This window comes from Zarconia navalis LEGE 11467, assembly GCF_015207075.1.
GTDB lineage: Bacteria > Cyanobacteriota > Cyanobacteriia > Cyanobacteriales > Geitlerinemataceae > Zarconia > Zarconia navalis.
The window spans coordinates 1-6814 of record NZ_JADEXN010000288.1 but is presented as its reverse complement, the minus strand read 5'-3'; the positions used below and the strand labels follow the sequence as shown (position 1 = coordinate 6814).

6 protein-coding genes are annotated in these 6814 nt (G+C 50.4%); 3 read left to right on the top strand and 3 right to left on the bottom strand.

The features are described from left to right. Both IQ235_RS14895 and IQ235_RS14890 read left to right on the top strand, forming a co-directional pair. The coding region (locus tag IQ235_RS14895) for a rhomboid family intramembrane serine protease (RefSeq protein ID WP_264322233.1) at positions 1-748 on the top strand (748 nt) is incomplete at its 5' end. Positions 749-935: 187 nt separating this feature from the next. Beyond that, positions 936-1712, top strand: a complete 777-nt coding sequence (locus IQ235_RS14890; RefSeq protein WP_264322232.1) for a DUF928 domain-containing protein — start codon at positions 936-938, stop codon at positions 1710-1712. Positions 1713-1768: 56 nt separating this feature from the next. Here IQ235_RS14890 and IQ235_RS14885 read toward each other — a convergent pair whose 3' ends face one another. Next, entirely contained in the window at positions 1769-1975 is a 207-nt protein-coding gene (locus IQ235_RS14885; protein ID WP_264322231.1) for a hypothetical protein, read from the bottom strand. Between the two features lie 153 nt (positions 1976-2128). Here IQ235_RS14885 and IQ235_RS14880 point away from each other — a divergent pair, with 153 nt between their 5' ends. Beyond that, complete coding sequence (locus IQ235_RS14880; protein WP_264322230.1) at positions 2129-4864, top strand: CHASE2 domain-containing protein; 2736 nt, start codon at positions 2129-2131, stop codon at positions 4862-4864. A gap of 17 nt (positions 4865-4881) precedes the next feature. On the opposite strand, the gene IQ235_RS14875 is transcribed toward IQ235_RS14880, so the two are convergent. Continuing rightward, positions 4882-6051 carry an iron-containing alcohol dehydrogenase family protein gene (locus tag IQ235_RS14875; protein ID WP_264322229.1) on the bottom strand — a complete coding sequence of 390 codons (1170 nt, stop codon included), beginning with the start codon at positions 6049-6051 and terminating at the stop codon, positions 4882-4884. A gap of 359 nt (positions 6052-6410) precedes the next feature. Beyond that, positions 6411-6814: ARC6/PARC6 family protein (locus tag IQ235_RS14870; RefSeq protein WP_264322228.1), on the bottom strand; the 404-nt coding region annotated here is incomplete at its 5' end.

Sequence of the window (6814 nt, the reverse complement as noted above, 5' to 3'; positions counted from 1 at the left end):
TACTGACAGACTGCTCGAAGGAGCGATCGCATGGCGTTTATCGACGTCCCCGGCCGATCCGAAACAGGTTTTGAAGCCATCTTCTGAAGGGATTTTGCTTCACTGGGAAACTCGCTCGGACCATCTCACCCCCGGTGAAATGCGATCGCTCGAACGCCGCCCTTGGGTCACCTATAGTGCGATTTCCCTGAATGTCTTCTTGTTTGCCGTGGAAGTTATTCTCGGGGGTAGCCAGAACAATCAAGTTTTGTATCGTTTAGGAGCATTAGTCCCCGAAGTTGTTTGGGATGGGGAATGGTGGCGATTGTTGACGGCCACGTTTTTACATTTTGGGTTCTCACACCTGGCGATGAATATGTTGGGTCTTTACATTCTTGGAACCTATGTCGAATTAGTCTTGGGGACTCGACGATATCTTGGCATCTACTTCATCAGTGGAGTTGGGTCGATGCTGGCGACAACTCTTTTAAGTCTTTGGCTCGAACCCAATTCGGGAGTGAGATTGGTGGTGGGTGCCTCGGGAGCGGTGATGGGTCTGATTGGGGCGATCGCCGCAATTTTTTTGCAAGGATGGCAGCGGTCGAAAGTACCAGCCGCCCGAGACCGTCTGCGCACCATTTTATCAATTGTCGCCGTGCAAACGGTTTTCGATTTGATGAATCCTCAAATTTGCTTTGTTTGTCATGCTTCGGGAGTGATTCTCGGTTTTTTAACCTGTTATTTTTTATTGTGGATGAGGCACAAGTGACAGTGGATATTTTCGCGATCTCTTGCCCGAGATATATCTAAAAATCAATGAAAAACTCATTTTTTATTGATGCATATCGAAAAATTCAAGTTTTTTAAATCAAAAAAATACTTGTAAAATCAAAAATAGATTTAAGTCGAACCCAGGCAGTTTACCCCTAAAACAAGATTAGCGAAGAGGAAAAAAGATGCGCGATCCAAATCGTAACACCCGACCTCGAATAAGTTTTCGTGCGATCGTATTGTCGTTAACCGTTATTTTTTTGCAGTCCGTTCCACCGGTACGAGCACAAAACTCATCGCTTCAACGCGATCGATCCGCTGCGAATCTAACCTCTCCCATTATTCACTTCGAACCAGCCAACGATGATTCGGCAGACAGAGACGGTGACTCTCTCGGAGGCGCATCTCGTCCGGCAACTCAAAAATGCCAGCAAGATACAGCCTATCCACTTCCGATGACACCATTACTGCCAGATTCGAGTCGAGGGCTAACCGTTGCGACCCACCCCACCTTCTTTGTTTACATTCCGCCAACATCAGCACCGAAAGCCTATTTCATCATCAAAGATACAACCAACGATCTCGAAGTTTATCAAACCATGCTGCCCCTGACTCAAACTGCCGGTGTCATCGGCATCGAGTTACCCGACTCCGCACCGCCATTGGAGGTCGGCAAAACCTATCGCTGGTTCGTCGGATTACTGTGTCAACCCTCTCAAACAGATTTACCGATCGTCGAAGGCAATATCGAACGAATTGAACTCGATAGCGAACTCACGGTGAATGCTTCCCTTGAAGAGCAAGCCGTATCTTATGGTGCCTCGGGAATTTGGTACGATACGATCGAGCGCGTCGTCCAATTGCGACAACAACAACCGGATAACGAAATGCTAAGCAGAACCTGGTGGGAACTATTAGATTCTGTCGGACTCGCAGAGATCGCAATTCAACCCATGTTGTAAAAGATCTCACACTGTTAAAGCCATGTCATCAATTCGATCGAAAGCCTTCGAGCAAGTCACTCAAAACGGCTCAAAACTCCTAACTCGTCAGGAAGATACGATGAATTGATGACAGGTTCTAACCACGAGCTAGAGCGACCGTAGACCGTCAGCTTAAAACAAACCTCGAATGGGACAATATAAAGATTGAGAAACTCGTCGAGAATTGAAAAAACGATCGCGAGCAATTGCCGCTCTAGCTCGTGCTTATCTGTAGTATTCAAAAGCTGTAAGCATTCAGCTTTTGAGACCTGAAACCTTCTTATGAGTTCTCGCAACGTTTTGAAGCACTTCATTCCCGATCGATCGGGCTTCGTTAGAGCTTGTGACGTTTAGTAATACAAAGCGACGTTACTCGTGTTATTTGGTTGGACTTAATGCGATCGAAGCTAAACATTCTTTGTCGGTCTTGGTTTCCTATCCTCATTACCACACCCGCCGTTGCCGGTCTCACCATCTCAATTCAAATGACGGGCTTTTTCCAGCATTTAGAATGGGCGACCTACGATCGCTTTTTTTTCCTGCGACCCCTCGAACCTCAAGACGATCGCATTACTCTAATTACCATTGACGAAGCCGATATCCTTCACATCGGACAGTGGCCGATTCCCGATTCCACCCTCGCCCAACTCTTACGAACCCTCAATCGTTACCAACCCGCTGCCATCGGTCTAGATATCTATCGCGATTTACCTGTCGAACCCGGTCATCAAGCCCTCGTCGAGGTGATGAAATCGACATCCAACTTGGTTGGAGTTGAAAAAGGACTTGGGGTTTCCGTCGGCCCGCCCCCCATTCTCAAGCAAGCCAACCGCGTGGCTTTAGCCGATTTGTTACTCGATGGGGATAGCAAAGTTCGTCGCGTTTTGCTCTCTCACTCCAATTCCGATGGAGAAATTCAGTTTGGATTGGGAGCAAAACTCGCGTTGCTATATCTCCAGCAACGGGGCATTGCCCTCGAAGAAATCGACTCCGAAAAAAAGCACTATCGCTTGGGTCGCTCAATTTTCAGACCGTTTTCCGAAAACGATGGCAGTTACGTCCGCGCCAATGCGGGGGGCTACCAGGTGTTCTTAAATTATCGGGGATCGAGCGATCGCTTTCGTCGTGTTTCCCTCACGCAAGTTTTAAGAGAGGGAATCGATGCCCAGGCCGTTTCGGGACGTGTTATTCTCATTGGTTCGATCGCCCCGAGCCTCAACGACCTGTTCTACACCCCTTATAGCAGTCGCTTCTTCAAAACTGGGCAACCCAGTCCGGGGATGGTCGTCCATGCAAATGCACTCAGTCAAATTTTGAGTGCCGCTCTCGACGGAAGACTCCTGATTCGTTCGGGTTCGGAACCTTTCGATTGGATGTGGATTTTATTGTGGTCTGGGATCGGGGCTAGCGTTTGTTGGTGGTTGTTCGATATCGACCCGCCCCATCAAACAACTGTCCGGATCTGGTTTCTGCGGGGGATCGTCGCTATGGCGATCGGATGCTTGCCAATTTCGATCGCTGGCAGTGCCTTCATGCTGGGATGGTGGATTTGTACGATCGCCCCACTGTTTGCCCTCGCTAGCTCCGCAACGGCAATCGCTGGGGTTCGCATTCGGCAATTACAACAACAACGCTCCCAACTTGCCCAGAAACAACTTCTGTTAGAGCAAGCCAAGATCGAAGCAGAAGTAGCATCCCAGGCGAAAAGTCAGTTTCTAGCGAATATGAGTCACGAGCTGCGCACGCCGCTCAATGCTATTTTGGGTTTTACCCAGTTAATGAGTCGAGACTCTAGTCTCAACCCGCAGCAACGGGAATACTTAAACATTATCAACAGCAGTGGCGAACATTTATTAGAGCTGATCGATGATGTTTTAGATCTAACCAAAATTGAAGCGGGGGTACTCTCTTTTAACGAGCACAGTGTGGATTTTTACCAGCTTGTCGATCTGTTAGATTCCATGTTTCGTCTCAAAGCCATCCAAAAAAACTTGCAATTTATCGTTCAAGTCGATTTGGATGTTCCTCAGTATATTAAAACTGATGGCCAAAAGCTGCGAGCCTGTGCGATCAACTTACTGGGAAATGCGCTCAAATTTACCGAGCGCGGTAGCATCGCGCTGCGGGTTTCCGTGGCGGGAGCACTAGACGCGAAGGAATCTCGTTCGCCTCGTTACTTGGTGTTTGAAGTTGAAGATACCGGTCCTGGAATCGCATCCGAGGAACTCACCTACCTGTTCGATCCCTTCGTACAAACCCAAACGGGTTTGCGTTCGGGAGAAGGAACGGGTTTAGGTCTAGCGATTACCCGTAAATTTGTGGAAGTGCTCGGTGGCAAGATTACCCCCAGCAGTAACCTCGGAGTGGGAAGCACTTTCAAGTTCGAGATTCCCATTATTTTGGCTCGCCCCGATGAAATTTCTTCCCCATCCCAGGGACGAGTGATTGGCTTAAAACCCTCCCGATCGACCTATCGCATTGCCATCGTCGATGATACCGATCGAAACCGCCTCCTCCTAAGGCAACTCCTCGAACCGATCGGCTTTGAGGTGCGCGAAGCCCAAAACGGACGAGAAGCGATCGATTTGTGGGCAAGTTGGCATCCCCACCTGATTTGGATGGATACGCGAATGCCCCAAATGGGTGGATTAGAGGCAACCCGGCAAATTCGAGAGCGAGAGAAAATGGAACTAGCCGCAACACATCGAGAGCGAACGGTGATTCTCGCCCTCAGTGCCAGTGCCTTTGAAGAACGGCGGGGGGAAATTTTGGCGGCCGGTTGCGATGATTTCGCCCACAAGCCCTGTTCGGAGGCGATCGTCTTTGAAAAAATGGCTCAATACTTAGACCTGCGATATATTTGGGAAGACTTGCCCCAGCCGAGTCCATCGAAGTCCGGTGGGACTGGTGAATACCAACCTTCGGCGATCGTTCGAGGTCAACTCTCCCAGATGCCTCAAACCTGGGTGCGATCGCTCGATCGGGCGGCCAACGAAGGTGATGAGGAGCGCGTGTGGGAGTTAATCGATGAAATTCCCCAGCAGTACGATCGCCTCGCAGAAGACTTGAGGGCACTAACCCACGACTTTCGTTTGGATGTTATCTTACGACTGGCTCGATGGGTCAATTGACAGTGGTTAATTCTCTATTAATCGCTCACAGTGCTAGAGACCGAACTCCGACTGCTCCCGCAAAGAGCGGTTGTCGAAAGCATTGCCGCCAGGAGTTGTTCGGGAACGACGGAAAATGGAAGTCGGTGAATATCGGAGTCGGAGGCACAAGCCACTTGTGCGGCGTGCTGCAATTGGGTCAGAGAAATTTCCCCGAGTCCGAGATCCCAGAGAGTTTTCGGCAAGCCGATCTCGTCGTAAAATTGCAATAACTGTTGCCGTGCCGAGATGGCAAGTTGGTTGCCCTGGCACAGTTCTTCTAAGCGTAACTGCACCAAGATACCGTAAGCCACCTTTTCACCGTGAAGAGTGCCGTGGCTGGCGAGTAGATGAGTTAAACCGTTATGAACGGCGTGAGCGGCAACGGTGCGACACTGCGCCCCTCCGAGTCCGCCGATGACCCCGGCGAGTAATACCGTGGCATCGACTACTTCCTGCCAGATCGTACTCCCCGGTTCCGCTAGGGCTGCGGTTGATTTTTGCAAGAGTAGATCTCGCAGGACTCGCGCCTGTTGTACGGCAGCGACGATGGTGGTTTGCTCCAAATGACCGCTACTGACTGAGGCTTCGTACCATTTAGCCAGGGCATCCCCAATACCAGCCACTAACGTCCGTTGGGAGGCCGTTTGAATTAAATCGTAATCGAGGATGAGTAAATCCGGGCATTGTTCTAGTGGTACGTCGTACAAAAATGCACCATCGGAAGAATAGACGTTAGAAAGAGCCGTCCAGGCAGCGCAGGTGGCTGCCGAAGTGGGGATGGTCGCCACGGGTAATTCGCCGCGATGGGCGAGGAGTTTCGCCGCATCGAGAGCCTTGCCACCCCCCATACCGACAATTACATCAACTTCGCCATCGGTGACAGCTTGTTGCATTGCCGCTAAACCGGCTTCGTCGCAATCCCTGCCGTAGGAGGTGAGGGTTACTTGAAGTTGCTGTGCTTCGAGAAGCGGCTGTAGGCGATCGCGAGCTATCTGTAGAGTCCGCTCGCCCGCGACGATTAAAGGACGCTTGCCCAAGCGGGCGATGGAAGAAGTGGAAGAGGCGATCGCGCCGCACCCTCGAACGACCCGAGCGGGGGCGATGGTCAAGGGGTCTAAGATGGAAGTCGTTTGAGTGGAAAATTTCGATATAGATGAGCCAGACATATGACTAGGGGCGCGTAAACTACCAACGACTGAATATTTTAGATTTTAGATCTAAGATTTATGCCTACCGTAAATTAGATGCGCGAAAGGGGCAAATTCATGGAAACTTTCGAGTCGGACGATCGGGCGACGGTCTAGAACGTTCCTCAAACCCGGATCGGATTGAATTCACACGGGGTGCGAACTTCGATTCTTGTTTTGGGAAATCCCGTCACTCTATCTTCACCAGTCTTCTGCGATCGTTTTCAGTCTCTGCTTCTGAGGATCGATTCGGAGGAATCGAGCAGCTCGAAAGTAATTTCAAGAGTTTAGCCTTCCCGGCTTCCCTCGCGATACTGACTCGCCGAGCGTATGGCGCACTATAACGTTTCCCAAGTCCAGTTACTGACGAACCATCGATTATTTTGCCGGACGAGTTCGTAACGTACGAGTAGGTTGCTATCGCCTCCCCCAACCTGTTGACCTCCCTGGAGGATCGTTTCGGCTTCCCGAATCCGGGCTTCGACAAAAGCTTTGTTTTGGGCTGCTTCATTGCTATCGACCGAGACAATTTCAACACCGTGCTCGTACTCGACATCGATGCCCTCATCTCGCGCGCTTGTCGATCGTTGTTGCCAGTCTTCTAGAGCGGGGCTGGCTAAAATATCCGATAACTTCTCGATTTGGTGCTGCGATCCCATTGCCGATTTTTTCGTATTCAACCAGGTTTCGAGAATCTGTTTTGCCAGCGCCTCATCCATCGAACCCGAAAGTTGGGGGGAGG